Source organism: Pseudacidovorax sp., from assembly GCF_017991995.1.
Taxonomy (GTDB): Bacteria; Pseudomonadota; Gammaproteobacteria; order Burkholderiales; family Burkholderiaceae_C; genus Xenophilus.
Genome location: NZ_JAGOPN010000001.1, coordinates 192,298 through 213,081, shown reverse-complemented (window position 1 = coordinate 213,081; position 20,784 = coordinate 192,298). Strand labels below are relative to the sequence as shown.

Genomic DNA, 20,784 nt, shown 5'->3' with positions numbered 1-20,784 from the left:
AGATATAACTTTCTGTTTTACAGAAATTATCCGAGTCACTTTCGGCGTGTCAAGCGCCAAGGCAAGGAGCACGCATGCCCGCCACCCCGCCTTTTCCAGTTGCTGCCAGTCTGCGAGCGGCCCGCCACGCCCCCCTGGTAGGGTGGGCCGTGTTGCTGGCGGGCCTGCTGCTGCCGCTGCTGACCGCGTGTGCACTTTGGCAACTACCAGCCGCGCAGTGGCTCACCCGCGCGGTGCCCACAGCGCCGGACCTTGCATCGGCCGTGCCCGCGCTGCCCTGGCCTGTCTGGGCCGGTGTGGCCCTCCTGGCGATGGCGCCCGCGCTGATGATGGGGGCCGCCCTGCTCTGGGCCGGACTCGGCCTGCTGCGCATGGCGGCCGACCCGCCGCTTTCCCGGACGCTCGTGGTCCGGCTGCGGTGCTTTGCGGCATGCACGCTGGTCGCCGCGGTGTTGGGCCTGCTCTGCCCCACAGTGATCGGCCTGGTGTTGTCGGGGGCGCTCGGCGGACCGCTCCGGCTGGGCCTGGGGCTGGATTCGCGCGAGGTCATCCTTCTGCTTTTCGCGGCCGTGACCTGGCAACTCGCGGCACTGCTCGACGAGGCCACACGCATCGCCGACGACCACGCCCAGATCATCTGACCCACCGCCATGCCGATCCATGTGACCCTGGGCGTCATCCTGGCGCAGCGCAACGTGCGCGCCAAGGACCTCGCCGCATTCGTCGGCATCACGGAGGCCAACCTGTCGTTGCTGCGGCGCGGCCATGTCAAAGGCATCCGCTTCGACACCCTGGAGCGGATCTGTGCCTACCTGCAATGCCAGCCCGGCGACGTCTTGACCTACACCGGGGACGCGGCGGCACCGGCAGACGAGGATGAGGCATAGCGGGCTTCGCCACGCGTGGCAGCGACGCGCGGGAGGCTGCGGTTGAATTCACGCGGCGTATGACGGGCAGCCATCCGATTGGCGCAGTCCCCTTCGACGCCACGAACAAGCCATCCGAACAGATCTCGGACGAGTCTGTGGGCTGACGTTCGTGGTCCTCGCCGGGCACTGCAATGCCCCGGCCGGCACCCGCCCTACTGCTGCGCAATGCGCGCCGTGAGTTCGGCGGCGGCCGTGGTCACCAGGTTGCAGAGGTAGCTTTCCTGGAAGGCCCGGAAGCGCTCGTTGCGGCCCACCAGCGTCATGCTGCCCAGCACGCGCTGCTTCTCATCGAAGATGGGCGCCGCCACGCCGGTGCGACCCGCATGCAGTTCGCTCTCGCTGATGCAGTAGCCCTGCTTGCGGATGGCGAGCAGGCCCTTGGAGAACGCCTTCCATTCCAGGCCCTGGGCCTGCGCCTCGGGCGTGCTGGCATGGGCATCGAAGATGCGGCGGATCTGCCGCGGCAGCAGGTAGGCCAGCACCACGCGCGAGGTCGCACTATGGAACAGGTCGATGGGCCGTCCGCGGCCACCGCCCGCCGGGCCCGGGTCGGGGCCACGCCGGATCAGCACGTTGACCACCGCATCGCCGTACCACTCGCTGATCATGGCGTCCAGGCCGGTCTCGGCCACCAGCTTCTCGACCAGATCACGGCTACGCACCAGCACCGGGTCGTAGTCGGTCATCTGGTGCTCCAGCGCGATGATGCGCGGCCCCAGCGCATAGCCGCGCGGCAGCCGTACCAGCAGGCCGGCATCGCCCAATTCGCGCAGGTAGCGGTAGGCGCTGGCCGGGGTGTAGCCGAGCTGCTGGCAGATGATCTCGACGTCGATGACCGGCTGGTCGGGCCGGAAGAGGTCGAGGACATCGAGCATGCGTCGGAGGCTGTTCATCGTCAGGAAGCGCGGTCGGCGTGGCAAAGCGGGAGGAAGCCGCGGGGGCGCGGCAGGCCCGCATTCTCCGCCACGCACCTCGCCGCTCCGGGCCGCACCCGGCCCTGCGCGGCGGGACGGCCCGCACCCCGACGCGAGGAATGCGGCCTGCGTGCCGGGCCTCTCGCAGGCGGCTGTGGGCGGCCTGGGGTCGCTTCACGCCTGCGTAATCAGCTTGGTGCTCAGGAAGGGGTCGAAGGACTCGGTGCCGCCTTCGCTGCCGAAGCCGCTGCCCTTGATGCCGCCGAAGGGCAGCTCGGGATGGGCCATGCCCGAATGGTTGATGTTGACCATGCCGGCCTCCAGACCGTCGCCCACGCAGGTGGCGGTCTGCAGCGACCGGGTGAACACATAGCTGGCCAGGCCAAAGGGCAAGGCATTGGCCTGCTGCAGGGCCTCTTCCACGGTGTCGAAGCGCGCCATCGCGGCGACGGGGCCGAAGGGCTCCTCGTGCATCACGCGCGCGCCGGGCGGCACCTGCACCAGCAGCGTGGGCGCGTGAAAGTGGCCCTGCGCGCCCAGGCCGCCGCCGCCGGTCAGCAGCTCGGCGCCGGCCGCGCGGGCGTCTTCGACCAGCGCCTGCACCGCCTGGAAGCGCCGTCCATGGATCAACGGCCCCATCTGCACGCCGGACTCCAGGCCATGTCCCACCTTCACGGCAGCCAGCGCCTCGGCGAAGGCGGCGGCGAAGCGGTCGTGGATGCCCGACTGCACGTAGAAGCGGCTCGGCGAGACGCAGACCTGGCCGGCATTGCGCGTCTTCAGCCGCGCCAGCAGCGCGACGGCGGCGTCCACGTCGGCATCGTCGAAGACCAGCACCGGCGCGTGGCCGCCCAGCTCCATGGTCATGCGCTTCATGTGCTGCCCGGCCAGCGCCGCCAGTTGCCGACCCACGGGCACCGAGCCGGTGAAGGAGACGACGCGCACCGATGGCGCTTCGATCAGCTGGCGCGAGATGTCCGCCGGCACGCCCCACAGCAGGTTGAAGACCCCTGCCGGCAGGCCTGCGTCGTGGAAGAGCTGCGCCATGGCCACCAGGGCGCTGGGCGATTCCTCCGGCCCCTTGAGCACGATGGGGCAGCCGGCGGCGATGGCGGCAGCGGCCTTCTTCATGGCCTGGCCGAAGGGGAAGTTCCAGGGACTGAAGGCGGCACACACGCCGACGGGCTCGCGCACCACCAGCTGGCGCACGCCCGGTTGGCGCGCCGGCACCACGCGGCCGTAGATGCGCCGGCCCTCCTCCGCATGCCACTCCACATGCTCGGCGGCATTGAGCACCTCGGCCACCGCGTCGGCCAGCGGCTTGCCGTTGTCCAGCGTCATGGCGTGGCCGATGACCGCGGCGCGCTCGCGCGCCAGCGCGGCGACGCGTCGCAGCAGGTCCGACCGCTCGACGGGCGACACGCGGCGCCACTGGCCGAAGGCGGCGTGGGCGGCATCGACCGCGGACGCCACATCTTCGGCCTCGGCCCAGGGCAGCTGCCCCAGCGTCTGAAGCGTGGCGGGGTCCTGCACGGCCTGCGTGCGGCGGCCTTCGGCCCCGATGAAGCGGCCGGCGATGTAGAGGGAGAGTTCGGGGTACATGGACTTAGGTCGAGCGGGCGGAAGGCGGCGGCAGGGTCCGCGGCGCAGGCCGACGCCTGGCGGCGGGGCCGCGCGGGGTCGGGGGATGACGGCCTCTGCCCTCGCGGGAGAGGGGAGCACGTCGTCAGGCGGCGATCGCGTCGGTCTGGGCAGGGGCAGGCTCGGCCGCCCTCCCTGCGGGCGCCATCACCTGCGCGGCACGCGCCGCGTCGATCGGCGCAAGCACCGTGTCGCAGAAGGCGCCCAGTTCCGCCGCCGCGTCGTCGCGGCGACCGACGGCCGCGATGAACCGGTCGGGCCGGATCAGCACCCAGTCCACGTCCTTGCCCTGGAACCACAGGTGCAGGCCGTTCTCCAGGTCCTCGATCACGGTGCCCGAGGGCTGCAGCGGCATGGGGGAGCCCGCTTCGTTGCCGGCGCTGCGCGAGCGCACCGCCAGGTAGTGGTCGCAACCCAGGCGCGCCAGCTGCTCACGCAGCGAAGGCGGCGCATCGGCCAGCGCATCGCAGCGCCAGCTGATGAGCGCGAAGCGCGCGCCGACCACGTCGTCCAGCTTCTCGGCGCCACCGCGGCGGCGCTCCACGTTGGGCTGGATGAACATGCGCCCCACCAGCGCATCGCGCGCCGCAACGCCGCTGTTGCGCACCACGCCGCGCACGAAGCGCGGCATGGGCTTGAACTTCATCTGCAGCACGTAGTCGCGCACCGCGGGAATGCCACGGATGGCCATGAAGAAGCGGTCGCGCACCCAGGCCAGCAAGGCATTGCGCTGCGAGAGCACGGCACCGAAGGTGTCGGCCAGGTCGATCATGGCCTTGGCATGGGCATGGCGCTCGTCGTGGTAGCTGGCCAGAAGTTCGGGCCGCAGCCGGCCCTGGAGGATCCAGGCCAGCTTCCAGCCCAGGTTGAAGGCATCGCGCAGGCCCGCGTTGAGGCCCTGGCCGATCCACGGCGGCGTGATGTGCGCAGCGTCGCCGGCCAGGCAGATGCGCCCGCTCACGAAACGGGCCGCCACGCGCGAGTTGTGGGTGTAGACCCGGGCGCGGATCACGTTGAGCGCGGCCGGATCGGCCACATGGCGGCCCAGCAGTTCGCGCACCTTGTCTGGCGCGAGCATCTGTTCGCCGTCCTCGCCGGGGAAGAGCATGAACTCCCAGCGGCGCAGGCCGTAGGGCAGGCGCAGGCAGACATAGGGACGTTCGGGCTCGCAGTGCAGCGCGGTGTAGGGCGCGTCCAGCGGGTCCTGGTCGCATTCGATCACCACCCACTTGGCCGGATGGGTGCGGCCCTCGTAGGGCAGTTTGAGCATCTCTCGCACGGTGCTGCGGCCGCCGTCGCAGGCCACCACGTAGGCGGCGCGCACCTGCTGCTCGGCCCCGGCTTCGTCGCGCAGGGTGGCGGTGACGCCGTCCTCGTCCTGCGCCAGCGCGACCAGCTCCAGGCCCAGCCGCAGCTGCACGTCGGCAAAGCGCGCCAGCCCGCGCCGCAGCGTCTTCTCGCCCAGCGGCTGCGAGAACAGGTTGCGCCGGAACCAGCCGAATTCGCGCGTGCTGGGCAGGATCTCGGCGAAGCACTGCTTGCGCGCCGTGTACATGCGCATCGGCACGTTCTGGATCATGTCCCGCAGCATCTCGTCGGCCAGGCCGGTGGCCTGGAAAGTGCGCAGGGCTTCGTCGTCCAGGCCCACGGCACGCGGGAAGTCCAGCACCGCGGGGCTGCGTTCGGCCACCAGCGTCCGCACCCCGTAGGTACCCAGCAGGTTGGCCAGCGTCACGCCGACCGGGCCGGCACCGATGATGAGGACGGGGACTTCTTCTTCCACGGGCGAGCTCATGGGGGGACTCCTGGATCGGGAACGGTTGGCCTCAGGCCGCAGACAGCAGCCGGCTTTCCTGCCGCACGAGCAGGTGGCGCACCTGCTTGCGGAATTCGGCAAAGGCCGGGTCGGCCATCAGCGTTGCACGGCGGCGGCTGCGCTCGTCCAGGCTGTCGAAGGCCCAGTGGAAGACCAGCTGGTTCACATCGCCGCTCTCGGGCGTCATCAGTGCGACCAGGCGGCCGAGGGTGCGGGTCTGCAGCTCGCGGCCGGTCTCGTTGTAGATGCGCAGGTAGTCGCGCACGCCGCCGGGCACCAGGGTGTAGGTTCGCAGTTCGTGGATCATGGTCGGATCGGATCGCTGGCGGCGCCGTCGGGCCGCTTCAGGAAGGCAGTGACGGCCTCGGCGAACAGCGCCGGCTGGTCGTCGTGGATGTAGTGGCCGGCGTCGGGAATCTCGACGGCGGCGATGCGCGGATTGAGCGCCTGCATGTGCGCGACCATGGCCGGCTGCAGATAGTCGGATCGGCCGCCGCGCACCACCAGCGTCTCGCAGCGCAGCTGCTCCACATGCATGGCCAGATCCACCTTGCGGGCCGGGTCGGGGTTCAGCCGCGTGGCGACGATGCCGGCGTGGTCGTAGCGCCAGGTGAAGCCGCCGCCCGCCAGCGGCTTGAGCATGTTCCGCAGCCGCTGCTGGCGCGCCTCTTCGGTCACGGTGGGGCGCAGTGCGCGCATGAAGCCCGCGGCCTCGTCCCAGTTTGCGAAGGTGGTGGGCGTGGTCGCCAGTTCCTTGCGGATGCGGGTGGCGCCATCGCTGGCCTCGAAGGCGCCGGGGCCGGCGTCCTCGATGACCAGGCGGCGCAGCCGCTGCGGGTGCCGCGCTGCATAGACGATCGCATTGATGCCGCCCATGGAATGGCCCAGCAGGTCGAAGCGCTGCAGGCCCAGTTGCGCCACCAGCGCCTCGACATCGGCCACGTAGGCATCGGTGTAGTAGTCGTGCTTCGGGTCCCAGTCGGTCTCGCCGCGGCCGCGCTGGTCGAAGGCGATGACGCGAACGCCCGGCTGCAGCGCGGCGGCCACGCCGGCGAAGGTCTCGGCATAGCCACGGATGCCGTGCAGCATCAGCACCGGCCAGGCATCGGGCTCGCCCCATTCGGTGACATGGAAGCCCAGGCCGTTCAGGCTCAGGCGGTGGTCGCGGCGTTGCATCGATGGCTCTCCCGCCGCGCTCAGACCAGGCCGTCCTCGCCCTTGACCTCCGAGGCCTTCAGGCCGCCCAGGCGGGCATTGAGCCGGCCGCGGGTGGCAAAGGCCCAGATCAGCACCACCTCGTCGCGGTTGGGGCCGTCGCCGAACATGGTGGAGACGGTGTCGTAGTGCGAGCGCACGTACAGCGCGTCCTTGTGCGCGAGCGGGATGTCGATGATCGTCCCCGGACCGCCGCGCTTGCCGGTGGACGGCACCCAGGACTTGCCGCCGCCCACGCCTTCGCGCACCGGGTTGGCCGCGGGGTTGGTCAGCAGCGCATTGCCGTGCTCGTACTCGCCATCGATGCCGACGAGGCAGGCCTTGCCGTAGCTCTCGATGCGCTGGCCGGCGGCGGCCTCGCGGATGCGTCGCCCGAACTCCTTGCCGAGTTCGGGCGATGGGCCGATCCATTCGGACAGGTCCTGCACATAGCGGCCCGCGAAGGGGTTGCGCAGGCAGGCGGCGATGACGATCTTGCGCAGCGGCTCGCCGTCGGCGGGGGCGCCGGTCTCGCCGGCCAGGGTGTCCTCGATCTGGAGGTACCACTTGCGAATGTGGAAGGCGCTGAGGTCGGGGTTGCTCATGGTGCGTGTCGATGGATCAGTGAAGGTTCGCGGCCTGCGGCTCACAGCGGCTGCAGGTCGAAGGAATCGCTGGGCGCGTTGTACTCGCCCAGCAGCCGGCGGCCTTCCTCGTCGTCGTGGACCGTCTCCAGGAAGAACTCGAAGCGATGGCCGTCCGGGTCGTGGAAGTAGAGGCCGTAGCCCACCTTGTGGTCGGTGGTCTTGACCACCTCCACGTTCTTGCGCAGCAGCATGCCGTAGAGGCGGCGCAGGTCGTCCAGGCCGCCCTCGATCTCCAGGCCGTAGTGCTGCATGTTCACGCTGCCCCGGCTGGCCGCCTCGGGTTCGTCGACCTGGATCAGCGCGATGTCGTGGTGCTTCTGGCCGAAGGAGAGGAACACCCAGCGCGCGCCGCGCGCCGTGACCTGCATGCCCAGCACCTCCTCGTACCAGGGCGCCGAAGCGAAGGGGTCCTTCACGAACAACGCCAGATGGGTGCGGCGGATGCGGGGGCGAACGGGCTCGGCGGCAGCTGCGGGAGCGAGGGTGTTCATGGCAAACCTTTGCGGATCAGTTGATGGACTGCGGATGGGCGTGCACGGGTGCCACGAAGGGCGTCCAGGCCACCGAGGTGATCTCGCTGAAGTCGCGCCATTCCTTGAACCAGGTGCGCCCACCGTTGGTGGAGCGCAGCAAATGACCGTACTTGGTGCCGGCGAAGAGCAGGCCGCGGTCGCTGGCATGCGTGCCGAAGGCCCAGACGGTGGAGTTGGGCGCCGTGTTCAGCAGGGTCTGCGCCCAGGTCTGGCCGCGGTCCTCCGAGCGGTAGATGCGCGTGCGCGAGCCCGGCGTGCCGTCTCCGATCGCCAGCAGCAGTTGCCTGCCTTCGGCGTCCAGCGGCTGTACCGTGCGCGTGTAGTAGAGGCCGTCGAAACGGTCCTTCGACGGGTGGCAGCGGAAGCTCTCGGCATCGTCCGTGCTCTCGCACACCGAATTGACGGTGACGACGATGTGCTTGGCCGGTGCGTCGGCCGTGGCCGGCAGCACCGCGATGGCATGGATATCGGAGTTGTTGATGCCGCGGCCGGGCGTGTCGATGCGCTCCCAGCTGTCGCCGGCGTCGCGGGTGCGCCAGGCTCCGCCCTCCTCCACGCCGAACCAGGCCTCGCCGGCCTTCTGTGGATGGAAGGCGATGGTCAGGATGCGCGGGCGGTGCACGCCGGCGCAGAACTCGGGCAGCTCCACGTTCAGCTGCTCCCAGCTCAGGCCGCCGTCGCGCGAGCGGAACATGCAGGCCCGCGAGGGCGCGCCGGTGCCGGCCAGCACCAAGCGGGGGTCCGTGGGGCTGAATGCCAGCGCCCAGACCGTCTGGCCGTCCGCGGGCGAGGTCATGCGCTGGAAGTGGGCGCCGCCGTCCGTGGACAGGCAGATGCCCACGTCCGCACCTGCCAGCACCCGGCTGGGGTCGGCGGGGTCCACCGCCAGTGCCCGCACCGTGCCGTCGAACTCGATGGCCTCCTTCAGGCCCAGGCGGTGCCAGGTCGCGCCGTCGTCCACACTGCGCAGGATGCCCTGCCCCGCCGTGCCCACCAGAATGGTTCCGTTCATGTCGCTCGCTCCTTGGATGGTTGCGTGTCTCAGAGGAAGATGCCGCGGGTGATGCCGCCATCGACCGCGATGGATTCGCCGGTGATGGCCGCCGCCCGGTCGGACGAGAGGAAGAGCACCACGTCGGCGATCTCGTCCACCTGAAGCACGCGGCGGATCGGCGTGGCCTTGGCGTAGTTGGCCTCCACCTGCGCGGGCGTCAGGCCTTGCAGCTTGGCCTCCTTGGCATAAAGCTCGTGGATGTGCGGCGTCTCCACCACGCCGGGATGGATCACGTTGACGGTGATGCCCGAGGGGCCGAGCTGGTCGGACAGCGTCTTGGTCATGTGCGCCACGGCCACATTGCGCATGCCCGACAGCTGCTTGCTGCCGCGACCGGTGAGCCCGCCGATGTTGACGATGCGGCCCCAGCCGCCCTTGCGCATGTGCGCCGCACAGGCCTTGGCAAAGCGCATGTAGCCCACCACCTTGATGTCGATGTCCTGCAGCAGGCCTTCGGGGTCGGCGTTCTCGATCTCGCTGCGCACCAGGCCGCCCGGATGGGCCGCGCCGTTGACGAGGATGTCGATGCGGCCGAAGTGCGCCGCCACCTTGTCGACGGCCGCCTGCACCTGCGCCGTGTCGCTCACGTCGGCGGGGGCGGCCAGCACTTCGGTGCCGGTCTTTTCGGTGATCTCGCGCGCGGCCTGTTCCAGCGCGCCCTGGCTGCGGGCCACGATGGCCACGCGCACGCCTTCGGCCGCGAAGGCCTCGGCCACCGCGCGGCCGATGCCCAGGCTGCCGCCGGTCACGACGGCCACCTTGCCCTTGAGTCTGAGGTCCATGTTCGATTGCTCCTTGGATGCGTTGCGGCCCGTCGCAGGACGTCAGAGGGCCATTTCGATGAGCGCCGGGCCGCGGCGCCCGAAGGCGTCCTGCAGCTGGGCCGCGAGTTCTTCGGCGGTGGCGGCGCGTGTGGCGGGCACGCCGTAGGACTGGGCCAGCCCCACCCAGTCGATGCGCGGCGAGTCGAGCGCCGTCAGCGCCTCGGCCCGCTTGCCCAGGGCCGCGCCGCCGCGGCGCAGTTCATTGCGCAGGATGGCGTACTGGTGGTTGGCGGCGATGAGCACCACCACATCGAGCTGCTCGTGCGCCATGGTCCACAGCGCCTGGATCGTGTACTGCGTGCTGCCGTCCGACAGCAGGCCCACCACCTGGCGGCCCGGACAGGCGATGGCCGCGCCCACGGCCACGGGCAGGCCCTGGCCGATGGCGCCACCGGTGTTGGTCAGCGCCGTGTGCAGCGGCGCCGCGGCCGAGGCGGCATAGAAGGGATAGCCGCAGGTGCCGCCTTCGACCGACACGATGGCCCCCTCGGGCAGGGCGCGCGTGAGCACGGCACCGATGGCGGCGGGCGTGAGCGGGCCGGCGGGTGCGGCGGGCAGCGGATGCACGGGCGCTTCGAAGGCCGGCGCATCGAGCGCGTCGGCCAGCTGCTCCAGCGCCTCGGCCACCGGATGCCCCGGCTCGCCCAGGGCGAGCAGCCGCTCGGCCTCCACCATCAGGCTGGGATGGCCGGTGTAGCCGAAGTAGGTGACCGGCGGCAGCGCGCCGGCCAGCAGCACGAGGTCGGCGGGATCGAGCACCGCGCGCGCCGGCTCGGGAAAGTAGGGCAGCCGGTCGAAGGCCGGCAGGCCCTGGCCGCGCTCCGCACGGGCCGGGAAGGTCTCGGCATACGCGGTGGCGCCCAGCGCCGCACACAGGCGCGCGGCCGCCCGCTGGGCGCGCACGCCCAGGCCGCCGCGTTCGCCGCCACCGCCCAGCAGGATGACGACGCGGCGCGCCGAACGCAGGCGCTGTGCGCAGGCCGCCAGATCGAGCGCAGGCGCGTCGGCCGCGGCAGGCAGCGCGACTGCCGCGGGCGCCACAGGCGCACCCGGTAGCGCCTCGGCCTGGTAGTCCGCCGGAAAGATCAGCGTGGCGCCCTGCCCGCCCCCGGCCAGCGACTGGTGCACCGCCTGCGCCGCCGCCCGCGGCGCATCGGCCGTGCTGCCAATGCGATGCACCCAGCCCGACACCGGCCGCGCCAGCGATTCGATGTCCGAGGTGAGCGGCGCATCGAAGGGCAGGTGCCAGCTGGTGTGGTCGCCGATGAGGTTGACGATGGGCGTGCGGGCGCGCCGCGCGTTGTGCAGATTGGCGATGCCGTTGGCGAAGCCGGGCCCCAGGTGCAGCAGCGTGGCGGCCGGCCGCCCCGTCATGCGCCCATAGCCGTCGGCCGCGCCGGTGCAGACGTTCTCCTGCAGACCGATCACGCAGCGGATCGCGTCCTGGCCCTCCAGGGCGCGCACCAGGTCCAGCTCCGTCGTGCCGGGGTTGGCGAAGCAGGTGTCCACCCCTTCGCCGGAGAGCGCCGCCCACAGGGCCTGGGCGCCAGTCTGCTCAGTCATCGCCGATGTCCTCTTTTGCTCGTGTCTGGAAAAGCGGTGCGTCACTGCACCTTGATGCCGCGCTCGCGCACCAGGCGGCCGATGCGGTCGTTGTCCACGGCGATGCGCGCATCCAGCTCCGCGGGCGTCGACGCACCCGCACCCAGGCCGCGCTCACCGGCCCAGCGCTTGAGCTCGGGCTGCGACAGCACCTTGGTCAGCGCTTCGTTCATGCGCGCCAGGATCTCGGGCGGCACGCCGCTCTTCGCGTGGAAGGAATACGAGGTGGACAGCAGCATGTCCGAGCCCCCCGCCTCCATGATGGTCGGCACGTTGGGCACGATGGTCTGGCGCGTGGGCGCGCCCACCGCCAGCAGCTTGAAGCTGCCCTTCTGCACATAGGGCAGCATGGCCTCGACGCCGCCGGAGGTGGCCTCGACCTGCCCGCCCAGCATGGCCGGGATGACCTCGGCCAGCGCCTTGTAGGGCACATGCAGGAACTGCACGCCGGTGCCGGACTGCAGCAGCTCCATGTTCAGGTGCATGACGCTGCCCACGCCGCCGGTCCCGAAGCTGACCTTGCCCGGGTTTGCCTTGGCGTAGGCGATGAAGGACTTGAAGTCGTTGGCCGGCAGCTGCGCGCTGGTGACCAGGTAGAGGTTCACGTCGGCGATGTTGCTGACGGAGACCAGGTCCTTCTTCGGGTCGTAGGGCGGCTGATAGAGCAGCGGATTGACCGTGAGGGTCAGCCGGTCGACCAGCAGGTAGGTGTAGCCGTCGGCCGGCGCCTTGACCACCTCCGACGTGCCGATGATGCCGTTGGCCCCGGCCTTGTTCTCCACCACGATGGACGCCTTGAGCTCCTTGCCCAGGCCGTCGGCCACCAGCCGGGCCATGACGTCGGGCCCGGTGCCTGGTGGGTAGGGCACCACGATGCGGATGGGCCGCGAAGGCCAGTTGCCCTGGGCCGAAGCCTGCAGCGGCATCCACCACGAAGCGACCGCCAGTGCGATGGCACCGCAGGCCTGAAGAACGAATTTCCTTCTCATTGCACGATTCCTTGGCACCCCTGCGAAGACGGGGCCGGCACCAGGCGCCGGGGGAGACGCGCCTGGGCGGCAATGGACGGCGGCGGCATCGGACACCTCGTCGGCAACCAAATAGTATGCTGTTTTCTCGTTTAGACAAAACACAGCACTATTATTTGACGCTGGTGTTTTCACCTAATGCACCATTTCATCCATACGCGATCCCAGCAAGCAACTAATGTTCCATGCGCGCGCCTGCCCTGTCTTTTCGATATTCCCGCCATGCGATAACAGCCACGGTGGGCAGCCTGGGCCAGCGAGACGTCGATCTCCCGAAGCAGGTGCACGGCCGGCATCCACCGGATGGTTGGCATTGAGTAGTTACACCAGCACGACGCGCCTGGCGCGGATGGCACATTTATCGCATAGCAGTAATCCAATGACCATGCATTCGACCCTATGCAACAAGCTGGTGCATGCGTGCACCACCCCGCCTCACGGCGACCGCGACCGGAGTGCGGCGCGATGAGGCTCTATCTCACCCCCCACACCTGCGCACTGGCCGTGGACGTGGTGGCGCGCGAAATCGGCGTCGAACTCGATCTGGCCTGGGTGGACGTGCGCGCCAAGCGGCTGGCCGACGGCAGCGACCTGCACCGGGTCAACCCCAAGGGCCAGGTGCCCGCCCTGGCGACGGACGACGGCCAGGTGCTGACCGAGGCCGCGGTTATCGTGCAGTACCTGTGCGACCTGCACGGCGCCGACGCGTTGCTGCCCCGCGCCCTCGACATGGATCGCTACCGGGTGCTGGAGTGGATGAACTTCCTCGGCTCAGAGCTGCACAAGAGCTTCACGCCCCTGTTCCGCGCGAACACGCCGCCCGAATACCGACGCATCGCCACCGAGAACGTGCAGCGCCGTCTGACCTGGCTGAACGACGTGCTCGCCACGCGCGAGTACCTGCACGGCGGCCGCTTCACCGCCGCGGACGCCCATGCCTACGCCATCGTCACGTGGGCCGAGCTGCAGGCCATTGCCCTGTCGGCCTGGCCGCACCTGCATGCCTATGTCCAGCGCATCGATGCGCGGCCCAGCGTGCAGGCGGCGCGCGCTGCCGAACGCGTCGAGATCGCCCGCCGCGCCGGTGCCTGAACCCCATCCGCCCTTTCCGGAGAACCCGCATGAAGCTTTACCACGAAGTCCGCGGCTGCTCGCTCGCGGTCGACATCGTCGCGCGCGAACTGCAGCTGCCCCTCACCCTCGAATGGGTGGACATGAAGACCAAGCGGCTGGAGGACGGCCGCGACTACTTCAGCGTCAACTCCAAGGGCACCGTGCCGACGCTGGAGATGCCCGACGGCCAACACCTGAGCGAGGGCTGCATCGTGATGCAGTACCTGGCCGACCAGTGCCCGGGCAACACGCTGCTGCCCGCCTCGGGCCTGCCGCGCTACCGCGTGCTGGAGTGGATGAGCTTCATCGCGGCCGACCTGCACAAGGGCGGCTTCATGCCGCTGTTCAAGGCCGTCACGCCGCCCGACTACAAGGCCATTGCACGGCGCATCGTGCAGGCCAAGCTGCAGTGGGTGGACGAGCAACTGGCCGGCCGCTCCTTCCTGACCGGGGAGCACTTCACCATCGCCGACGCCCACTGCTACACGATCGCGATGTGGACCCGCGCCCACGACATCGACACGCGCGGGTGGCCCCACCTGGAGGCCTACCTCGCGCGTTGCGGTGCCCGCCCCAGCGTGCGCGCCGCCGAGGCGGCGGCCGCTGCGCAAGGCGTGCGCGAGCGCGAACGAGCCGCCGCAACCGCCGCCGCGCCGGCGCACTGACCGCCTTTCCCACTCCCCGCAAGGAACGACCATGCCGTTGTCGCGACGTCTTCTGCTCACCGGCCTCGCAGCCCTGGCGCCGGCAATGGCCTGCGCCCAGCCGGCCGCCTACCCTTCCGCACCCGTGCACCTGGTGGTGGCCTTTCCGCCCGGCGGCGGCACCGATGGCGCGGCCCGGCTCATTGCCGAGAAGCTGGCGCCCGAGCTGGGCCAGTCCATCGTCATCGACAACCGCGCAGGCGCGGGCGGCACCATCGGCGCGCAGTCGGTAGCCCGCGCCAAGCCCGATGGCCAGACGCTGTTCTTCGGTACCGGCGCCGAGCTGCTGATCAACCCGGTCACGCGCAAGACCGCGCCCTACGACCTGCTCAAGGACTTCGTGCCGGTCACCGAGGTGGGCATCGTGACCTTCGTGCTGGCCGTGCCCGCGGGCTCGCCGGTGCAGAACGTGCAGGAATTGATTGCCAGGGCCAAGGCGCAGCCCGGCAAGCTCAATTACTCGTCCTTCGGCATGGGCTCGACCAACCACCTCATCGGCGAGCTGTTCCTGAACGCCACCGGCACGCGCGCCACGCATGTGCCCTTCCAGGGCAGCCAGCAGGCAATGTCCTCGCTGCTGGCCGGGGACGTGGACTTCACCTTCGACACCACCGCTGTCGTGCTGCCGCAGATCAAGGCCGGCAAGCTGCGTGCCCTGGCCACGCCCTCGCCCAAGCGCCTGCCCAGCCTGCCCGAGGTGCCCACGCTGCAGGAGCTGGGCTATGACGGCCTGGTCGCCGAGGGCTGGATGGGCGTGTTCGCCCCCGCGGGCACACCGCCCGCCATCGTCAAGACGCTGGCCACGGCGCTGGACAAGGTCATCCGCACGCCCGACATGGAGGCAAGGCTCGGTGCCCGTGGCGTGGTCGTCACGGCGGCCGAAGGCGCGCAATTCCGCACCAAGCTGCAGGCGGAGCTGGAGAAATGGCGCCGCGTGGCCCGCCAGGCCAACGTGTCGCTGGACTGAGACCTGCACCGATTGCGATGCCGACCGGAACCCGCCATGCCCCTTCTCGATGCCACCCGCCGCCGCGCCGGCTTGCTCCTCGCACTGGCAGCCGCCAGCCTCTTCGCGAGCACGGCTGCAGGGGCCGATACCTGGCCCTCGCGCCCCATCACGCTCATCGTCTCCTTCGAGCCGGGCGGCTCCACCGACATCTCGGCCCGCGCCGTAGCGCAAGCACTGGCGGGGGAGCTCAAGCAGCCGGTCGTGGTCGAGAACCGCACGGGTGCGGGCGGGCGCATCGGCACCAAGGCCGCGGCGCTCGCGCGGCCCGACGGCTACACCCTGCTGTGGGGCAGCGGCAGCAGCCTGACGGCCGCGCCCGTGCTGTATCCCGACCAGGGCCATGTGGCAACGCTGGTGCCCGTGAGCCTGGGCGCGACCCAGTCCTTCGTCTTCGTCATCAGCCCCACGCTGGGCGTGCGCACGGTGCAGGAATTCGTCGCGCTGGCCAAGCGCCAGCCGGGCCAGCTCAACTTCGCGTCCGCGGGCATGGGCTCCAGCAACCACCTGCTGGGCGAGATCTTCCTGGCCGCCACGGGCGCGCCCGTGGTGCACGTGCCCTACAAGGGCGCCGTGATGGCCAAGGATGCCGTGATCCGTGGTGAGGCCCAGTTGATGGACGAAGTGACCTCACCGCTGATCGGCGCGCTCCGCGCCGGCCAGCTGGTTCCGCTGTTCATGACCGGCGAACGGCGCGACCCGGCCTTCCCCGACATTCCCACCGCCGCCGAGGCCGGCCTGCCCGAGATGACCATCCAGGGCTTCTTCGGCCTGCTGGCGCCCGCCGGCACGCCGCCGGAGATCGTGGCCCGCCTCAACGAGGCCATGCGCACCGCCCTGGCCTCGGAGCCCGTGGCCAAGGCCTTCGGCAACCTGGGCTTCACCACCGTCTACAGCACGCCCGAGGAGATGGCAGCCCGCATCGCCGACGGCCGCGCCACCTATGCACGCATCGTCAAGGCGCGGCAAATCCGCGTCGACTGACGCCCAACCCTTACCGCCCCCTCCCATGCCTTCATCTCCCACGCCCTTCGTCCCGCAGCGCCGCCAGGCCCTTGCGCTCCTTGCCACGCTCGCCGCGACGTGCACCGGCCTGGCACACGCCACCACCCTGGCCGATCGGCCGATCAACCTGGTGGTGCCCTTCGCCGCGGGCGGCGGCACCGACACCGTGGCCCGGCTCATCGGCCAGAAGCTGCAGGCCGCACTGGGCGGAACGGTCGTCATCGACAACCGGCCGGGCGCCAACGGCCTGATCGCGGCGCGCGCCGTGGCCCAGGCACCGGCGGATGGCCACACGCTGATGTTCGGCAGCAACTCCACCCACGTGATCGCGGCCCTAGCGTCCAAGCAGGCCGTGGTGCCCGGCAAGACCATGCAGGAGGCCTTCACCATCGTCAGCGTGATGGCCAACGCCCCGCTGGTGCTCGCAGTGCGAGCCGACAGTCCCGCCAAGGACCTGCGCACCTTCCTGCAGCGGGCCAAGGCCAACAAGCTCAGCTACGGCAGCTTCGGCGCGGGTTCCTCCGCGCATGTGATGGGTGAGGTGCTGGCCGAGTCGGCCGGCATCGAGCTGCTGCACGTGCCCTACAAGGGCTCGGCCCCTGCCCTCACCGATCTGATGGGCGGCCAGGTGGACGCCGTGTTTCTGACCGTCGCGGCGGTCGAGGCGATGGTGACCGCCGGGTCGGTCCGGCCTCTGGCCGTGACCGGTTTGCAGCGCGTGCGTTCGCTGCCCGCAGTACCGATCTTCGAGGAGCTGGGCGTGCGCGACATGGGCAATGCCGGCTGGTTCGCAGTCTTCGCGCCTGCAGGCACGCCAGCGCCGGTGGTGAACACGCTGGCGACGGCGGTGCAGGCCATCGCCGCCGACACCGAGGTGCAGACCCGCATGGTGGCCCTGGGCCTGGAGCCGGTGGTGAGCACACCGGCTCAGGCGCTGGAAACCTGGCGCCGCTCGCTGGCGGCTGCAGCGCCCATCGTCAGGAAGGCGAACATCGTCTTCTAAGCGTCGCCCGCCGGTCCTGAACTGCGCCCGCTTCCCGGCAAGACGAACCGCAATGTCGAGCGGTCGGCTACAAGTGACCGTCCGCCGACAACCGCACGCTGATCATGTGGGCCGTGCGCTGCACGAGTTCGGCGATGGCCTCGGAATCGAAGAGCGCCAGCCGCGCATCGCTGCCCAGCGCCGTGACGCTGGCCACCACCAGCCGCCCGCGCCCGAAGATGGGCGCCGACACGCCGGTCTTACCCGCATTGAGTTCGCCCGAGGTGCGGCAGTAGCCCTCACGGCGGATGCGCTGCGCCTCTTCGTAGAAGGCCTCCCACGGCGGCGTGTCTGGCGACTCGCTCGCCAGCTCCTGGTGCAGCCGGCGCAGCCGCGCCGCGGGCAGGAAGGCCACCAGCGCCTTGGCGCTGGCGCCGCGCGGCACGGGCACCGGCCGGCCACGGCCGTAGCGCAGATGCGGCAGCGGGTCGTTGAATTCGGTGTGCACCGTGATGATGGAGTGACCGTAGAGCTTGGACAGGAAGACGTCCAGCCCCGTCTGCTCGGCCAGCTCGCGCATGGGCGGCGCAGCGGCGCGGATCACCGGATCGGACTCGCGGATGCAGCGGTCCAGCTCGATGATGCGCGGCCCCAGCGTGATGCTGCGGTCAAGCCGCACCAGCAGCCCCACCTTCGACAGCTCCTGGATGTAGCGGTAGGCAGTGCTCTTGGGCACGCCCAGGCGGGTGGCGATCTCCTCGACGGTGAGCGAGGGGGTGTCGGTGGAGAACAGGCCCAGGGTGCCGAGCAGGCGGGACAGGCTGGATGCGGTGGAAGCGCGCGATGCGGGTTCGGCCCCAGCCTCGTCCAAAGTATCGGTCTGCACGAGCCGTTTAGGCCCGTCAACGTCACCCATCTGGACCCGGCGCGCCGCCGGCTCGACTTGTTCCTGCAGCGCCTTGCGCCGGCCTTTCTGCGCCATCGAATCGACTTTCCTTGAACATCAACTGCTGCACACGATGGTAGCGAAGCCGCAGGCGCTCACGACCTTCGCGCCGTGCTGCACAGAGATGGGGACGTCGTGGTCACGCATGATGCCGGTGGCGTGTGTTCAGCCCCTGCGCCTAGTGCGATGAACCGCGCCCCAATGGCCCGTGCGAGGTCACCTACCATCGCAGCGCCACCGCACGCGATCGTGACAAGCTGCGTGAGCAGGTCCTGCGTGGCCTGGGATGGGACATTGCGCGGGCCAGGTCCACTCATCGGTGGATCGATCACACAGGCACGCTCGACAGGCTGGATGTCCGGCTACATGCCACCCTCAAAGCTCAGCGAGAGCTGCGTGCAGAAGAGGCTGAGCGCGAAGCCGAGGCCGAACGCCTGGCGCAAGCAGCCTTCGCGCAAGCCCTGGCATCAACGACGAAGCCCAGCGAAGAAGTAGCGTACCCAATCGAGGGTACAGACCCTATCCCACGAGAGGCCTCGTCCACAGCGCCATACCATCAAGTCGAAGAAGTCTTTGCACGCCAGATCTCCGTAACGCCAGTCCATGCCGATACTGGCGAACCACCGCCATCGGAGGTCTCGCGATATCGGGTCACCAACCCCGCTGCTGCCAATCCCGGCTGTCTTTTCGACGGCGACTACGGCGACATCCTGTCCGCCATGATCGCCCATATCATCAACTTTGAAGGCCCAGTGCTCGACGCCCAGCTGGTCCGCCACACTGCCCGTGCCCACGGCTGACTGCGTGCCGGCGCACGCATCGGGGAGTGCGTGTTCCAAATTGCGAGCGCCCGCTACCGGACGACCGATGAAGAGGTCTGCACGTTCTACTGGCCCGAGCGTCTCGATCCTGCAACAAGCCTCCCATCCGCGAGCCCGTCCACGAGGTCAGAGTGCGAACGGCTGACGAGATCAGCTTCGCCGAACTGGCTTCGCTGGCTCACACCGTGATGGCACCGGGCGCTCGCGGAGAAGGGACCTACCAAGCAATGGCGCGCAGGCCTAGGCTTCAACAACTACGAGCGGCTAGCCGTGCACGTTTTGAAATTGCCGCGAAGTCTGCGTGTGCAGAGCCATGAATTTAGAGAGTTTGCCGACGGAACACGGAGGACGTATGCCCCGAAAGCGCAAGTCGGTACAAGAGGATTGTTTACAGCACCGACAGAAAAAGCGTGTCCCATGTCCTGCGGACCATCCTTAGCACTTTGAACTAACAGAAAGAACCGCCTCAGTGGTGGTGACCGCAACGGCTGCCCCAGCCAGGCCCGCGCCTTGGACGTCTTTCGCGCCGTGGCCCCGAACAGAATCTATCGACGCCGGCGCTGCACAACGGCCACGTGTCCGCTTGAACACGCGATCTCTGTTGATGAAGGCCTGCAGCATGTGAGGTATCAATGCCGTGGCGTCGACCTTCTCACCGTAGGTCTGCGAATGCAGCGCCGCGTATCGCTCCAGGTCATCCTTCAATTCGGTTGGACACAGGAACATCACCTTTACGCTATCGGCTTTGGGAAGAGGCCCAAGCCTCAGCTTGCGAGCAGATGTCATGGACGGCTCCTTCGTTCACCAGAACGCGGCAGATAAGGCTGCAGCACCAGATCCCGATTCACGATGACGCGCACGGACAGCCCAGGTCTCAGCGTCAGCGTCGGCTGGATGTCGAGGTTGCGCCGCGTGAGTTCCTGGCCTGCCCGACTGACACTATCCTGCAAGCTCTCACGCCCCGCGATCACTACGCGGTCGCCATCGTTTCGGTTCTCGGGCGCCGCCAGTTCGGCACCGATGCCGAGCAACGTCGTCAACGCCGCGCCAGCCATGACGCGGTCCCAGTGCCAGTCCACGCCATCCTCCAGCCCCGCTTTGCCTGAAGGGTCTGTGCCGACGAGGTTGTCCAACGCAAGCGATGTGGCGTCGGGCAGGATGATGCGCTGCCAGACGACCTGCACTCTGCTCTGTCCGAAGCTCACCTGGCTGTTGTATCGCCCCAAAATGCGCGAGCCCTGCGGAATCAGCAGATGGCGGCCGGTGGCTGTGTCGTAGACGGGTTCGGTCACGCTCGCGATCACATCGCCGGGCAGGTCGGACTGGATGCCAGTGACCAATGCACCGGCAATCACCGTCCCAGCCATGACTTGATAGGGCGAAGCTGGCGGCGTTAGGGACCCAGCATTGCGTGCATGTCCGCCCGAAGTGCTCTGGAAGGTCACCTTCTGGTCGTTCTGTTGGGGACGACCCTGCAGCGAATCGAGGACAGGCGCAACCCCACCCATTGCCGAGCCTTCATCACGAACGGGTGTCTGCCCCGCCAAAGCGAACGAGGCTTCAGGTCCCCCCTCGCCTTCCTCCGATGCTGTCCTGCCACGCAACGAAGAACCGTGTTGCCCGCCTGACCGAAAGAACACCCCCGAAGTCAGCGCCTGTGCCTCCTCTTTGCGCAGCGCCTCCCGCTCGGCCTGATGCGGGTCTTGACCAGGCGGCGCGTACGGGACGCCGGTGGGCCGTTGTGCCTTGAGAACGGCAGGCCCCAGATCTCCAGGAAGGGGCGGCCCAAGCTGCGGGAATGCAGGGCCAGTTGGAACCGCAGTTGGCACCTGCGAATAGTCCGAAGGCAATTTGCCCAGTCCCTCAGACCGTGACACGCGATCTACGTTGTACAGCTCCGTCGGCTCTCCTCCTGGCTTTCGCGGCAGAGGCTCCAACGACCAGAGCATGGCGCCCAGCACACCCGCCGACAGGCTTCCAACGAGCAGGATCATCATTCGCCGGTCCAGGCGCACCACGGCCCGC

Annotated in this window: 21 protein-coding genes and 1 pseudogene; 8 read left to right on the top strand and 14 right to left on the bottom strand. The window is 69.3% G+C overall.

Going from position 1 to position 20,784, the window contains the following annotated elements:
* Positions 1-74 precede the first annotated feature (74 nt).
* Positions 75-641 carry a hypothetical protein gene (locus KBC94_RS00995; RefSeq protein WP_294365365.1) on the top strand — a complete coding sequence of 189 codons (567 nt, stop codon included), beginning with the start codon at positions 75-77 and terminating at the stop codon, positions 639-641.
* A 9-nt stretch (positions 642-650) separates the two neighbouring features.
* The gene (locus tag KBC94_RS00990; protein ID WP_294365362.1) at positions 651-887 is read left to right on the top strand and encodes a helix-turn-helix transcriptional regulator; all 237 of its coding nucleotides are present in this window, start codon (positions 651-653) and stop codon (positions 885-887) included.
* Between the two features lie 194 nt (positions 888-1,081).
* Here KBC94_RS00990 and KBC94_RS00985 read toward each other — a convergent pair whose 3' ends face one another.
* From KBC94_RS00985 to KBC94_RS00935, 11 genes are all read right to left on the bottom strand, one after another.
* Entirely contained in the window at positions 1,082-1,822 is a 741-nt protein-coding gene (locus tag KBC94_RS00985) for an IclR family transcriptional regulator C-terminal domain-containing protein (protein ID WP_043118971.1), read from the bottom strand.
* Between the two features lie 195 nt (positions 1,823-2,017).
* Positions 2,018-3,445: an NAD-dependent succinate-semialdehyde dehydrogenase gene (locus KBC94_RS00980; RefSeq protein WP_294365354.1), complete on the bottom strand. Its 1,428-nt coding sequence runs from the start codon at positions 3,443-3,445 to the stop codon at positions 2,018-2,020.
* Between the two features lie 124 nt (positions 3,446-3,569).
* Positions 3,570-5,279, bottom strand: coding sequence for a bifunctional 3-(3-hydroxy-phenyl)propionate/3-hydroxycinnamic acid hydroxylase (locus KBC94_RS00975; protein ID WP_294365351.1), 1,710 nt, complete (start codon positions 5,277-5,279; stop codon positions 3,570-3,572).
* Positions 5,280-5,310: 31 nt separating this feature from the next.
* Positions 5,311-5,607, bottom strand: coding sequence for an NIPSNAP family protein (locus KBC94_RS00970; RefSeq protein ID WP_294365349.1), 297 nt, complete (start codon positions 5,605-5,607; stop codon positions 5,311-5,313).
* A complete protein-coding gene (locus KBC94_RS00965) occupies positions 5,604-6,476 on the bottom strand; it encodes an alpha/beta hydrolase (RefSeq protein WP_294365348.1) in 873 nt (290 codons plus the stop codon). Before KBC94_RS00965 ends, KBC94_RS00970 begins: the two co-directional genes overlap by 4 nt.
* Positions 6,477-6,496: 20 nt before the next feature.
* On the bottom strand, positions 6,497-7,099 hold the full coding sequence (locus tag KBC94_RS00960) for an amino acid synthesis family protein (protein ID WP_294365346.1): 603 nt from the start codon (positions 7,097-7,099) through the stop codon (positions 6,497-6,499).
* A 41-nt stretch (positions 7,100-7,140) separates the two neighbouring features.
* On the bottom strand, positions 7,141-7,632 hold the full coding sequence (locus KBC94_RS00955; RefSeq protein ID WP_294365343.1) for a VOC family protein: 492 nt from the start codon (positions 7,630-7,632) through the stop codon (positions 7,141-7,143).
* A 16-nt stretch (positions 7,633-7,648) separates the two neighbouring features.
* Positions 7,649-8,686 carry a glycosyl hydrolase gene (locus KBC94_RS00950; RefSeq protein ID WP_294365341.1) on the bottom strand — a complete coding sequence of 346 codons (1,038 nt, stop codon included), beginning with the start codon at positions 8,684-8,686 and terminating at the stop codon, positions 7,649-7,651.
* A 29-nt stretch (positions 8,687-8,715) separates the two neighbouring features.
* A complete protein-coding gene (locus KBC94_RS00945; RefSeq protein WP_017757015.1) occupies positions 8,716-9,510 on the bottom strand; it encodes an SDR family oxidoreductase in 795 nt (264 codons plus the stop codon).
* Positions 9,511-9,552: 42 nt separating this feature from the next.
* On the bottom strand, positions 9,553-11,115 hold the full coding sequence (locus KBC94_RS00940) for an acetolactate synthase large subunit (protein WP_294365334.1): 1,563 nt from the start codon (positions 11,113-11,115) through the stop codon (positions 9,553-9,555).
* Positions 11,116-11,156: 41 nt separating this feature from the next.
* Complete coding sequence (locus tag KBC94_RS00935) at positions 11,157-12,143, bottom strand: tripartite tricarboxylate transporter substrate binding protein (RefSeq protein ID WP_294365331.1); 987 nt, start codon at positions 12,141-12,143, stop codon at positions 11,157-11,159.
* Positions 12,144-12,647: 504 nt separating this feature from the next.
* Here KBC94_RS00935 and gstA (KBC94_RS00930) point away from each other — a divergent pair.
* Genes gstA (KBC94_RS00930) through KBC94_RS00910 form a run of 5 tightly spaced genes read left to right on the top strand, consistent with a single transcriptional unit; the run spans position 12,648 to position 17,013 of the window.
* Complete coding sequence (gene gstA, locus KBC94_RS00930; RefSeq protein ID WP_294365328.1) at positions 12,648-13,274, top strand: glutathione transferase GstA; 627 nt, start codon at positions 12,648-12,650, stop codon at positions 13,272-13,274.
* Positions 13,275-13,303: 29 nt separating this feature from the next.
* Positions 13,304-13,960, top strand: coding sequence for a glutathione transferase GstA (gene gstA / locus KBC94_RS00925; RefSeq protein WP_294365326.1), 657 nt, complete (start codon positions 13,304-13,306; stop codon positions 13,958-13,960).
* A gap of 31 nt (positions 13,961-13,991) precedes the next feature.
* On the top strand, positions 13,992-14,966 hold the full coding sequence (locus KBC94_RS00920) for a tripartite tricarboxylate transporter substrate binding protein (RefSeq protein ID WP_294365325.1): 975 nt from the start codon (positions 13,992-13,994) through the stop codon (positions 14,964-14,966).
* A gap of 36 nt (positions 14,967-15,002) precedes the next feature.
* Positions 15,003-15,989, top strand: coding sequence for a tripartite tricarboxylate transporter substrate binding protein (locus tag KBC94_RS00915; RefSeq protein ID WP_294365323.1), 987 nt, complete (start codon positions 15,003-15,005; stop codon positions 15,987-15,989).
* A 25-nt stretch (positions 15,990-16,014) separates the two neighbouring features.
* Positions 16,015-17,013, top strand: coding sequence for a tripartite tricarboxylate transporter substrate binding protein (locus KBC94_RS00910; protein WP_294365319.1), 999 nt, complete (start codon positions 16,015-16,017; stop codon positions 17,011-17,013).
* A gap of 67 nt (positions 17,014-17,080) precedes the next feature.
* Here the strand turns inward: KBC94_RS00910 and KBC94_RS00905 are convergent, their stop codons facing one another.
* Positions 17,081-17,974: an IclR family transcriptional regulator gene (locus tag KBC94_RS00905; RefSeq protein ID WP_294365316.1), complete on the bottom strand. Its 894-nt coding sequence runs from the start codon at positions 17,972-17,974 to the stop codon at positions 17,081-17,083.
* A 221-nt stretch (positions 17,975-18,195) separates the two neighbouring features.
* Between KBC94_RS00905 and KBC94_RS28835 the strand changes: the two genes are divergently transcribed.
* Entirely contained in the window at positions 18,196-18,738 is a 543-nt protein-coding gene (locus KBC94_RS28835) for a DUF3320 domain-containing protein (RefSeq protein ID WP_366934630.1), read from the top strand.
* A 600-nt stretch (positions 18,739-19,338) separates the two neighbouring features.
* Here KBC94_RS28835 and KBC94_RS00900 read toward each other — a convergent pair.
* Together KBC94_RS00900 and KBC94_RS00895 are read right to left on the bottom strand one after the other, a co-directional pair.
* Positions 19,339-19,545: pseudogene (locus tag KBC94_RS00900) on the bottom strand (DUF2274 domain-containing protein); the annotation flags it as partial.
* Positions 19,542-20,756, bottom strand: a complete 1,215-nt coding sequence (locus KBC94_RS00895; protein WP_294365313.1) for a TrbI/VirB10 family protein — start codon at positions 20,754-20,756, stop codon at positions 19,542-19,544. The pseudogene KBC94_RS00900 and the gene KBC94_RS00895, both read right to left, overlap by 4 nt.
* Between the last annotated feature and the right edge of the window lie 28 nt (positions 20,757-20,784).